Consider the following 823-nt stretch of genomic DNA (forward strand, 5'->3'; position numbering starts at 1 on the left):
ACCACCAGTGGCGGCACCACCAGCGCGTCGGTCTCGCGTGTGGTGCGAGTGGGCATCGGCTCGCCGAGACTGGTCGCCTCGGTGCGCCAGGTCCCGCCGGCGGGGGTGAGCATCGCCGCGCCCGCGAACTTCTCGATCCCGATCCGGATCCGTTCGAGGGTGTTGTCGGCGAGGGGTTCGTCCCGGTCACCGATGCGGTCCCCGGGCGGCAGGCTCCAGTCGATGGCCACCGACGCCGGTGTGGTGATCGGCTCGGCGATCGCGTACCGGCACGCCTTCGACGGGCACCGGTAGACGTACTGGCCGTGACGCACGCCGTAGCGGCCCATCTGCGTGCCGGGCTTCTTCCACGACTGGATCGCGTCCACGACCTGCTCGCAGCTCGGGCACCATGCCTTCGGGCGCAGCCACTTGTCCCAATCCGGGCGCCGCCCCAGCGATTTGAGCCAGTACGCGATGTAGAGCCGGTCGCGGGACTGCGGCACCGGCAGGCAGGTGCGCGGCAGCACGTGCGCGGAATTCAGGGCGATGACCCGGGTCTCGTAACCGAGGTCCTGGATCTCGCGCAGCCACCGATGCCGGTCGTCCCACTTCCAGCACTGCACGACGTTTTCCATCACCCCGGCCAGCACCGGCTTGCCGCGCGCGGCCATCGCACGCAGATACCGGGGAATCTGCTCGACCAGCGCGCGGCTGCGCCCGGACGCCGGATCCTCGACGATGCCGAGTTCCTCGTCGAACCGGTACTGGTTGCTCTGGTCGAAGTAGCGTTTCTGTCCCTTCGCGTCCGTCCATTCCGGGCACGCCGGGCTCGCCCAGAACA

The 823-nt window shown here is 69.5% G+C and carries 1 pseudogene; it reads right to left on the bottom strand.

Going from position 1 to position 823, the window contains the following annotated elements:
* A pseudogene (locus tag A5780_RS41070) lies at positions 1–823 on the bottom strand (DNA cytosine methyltransferase); the annotation flags it as partial.

This window comes from Nocardia sp. 852002-20019_SCH5090214 (genome assembly GCF_001665865.1).
Classification (GTDB): domain Bacteria; phylum Actinomycetota; class Actinomycetes; order Mycobacteriales; family Mycobacteriaceae; genus Nocardia; species Nocardia nova.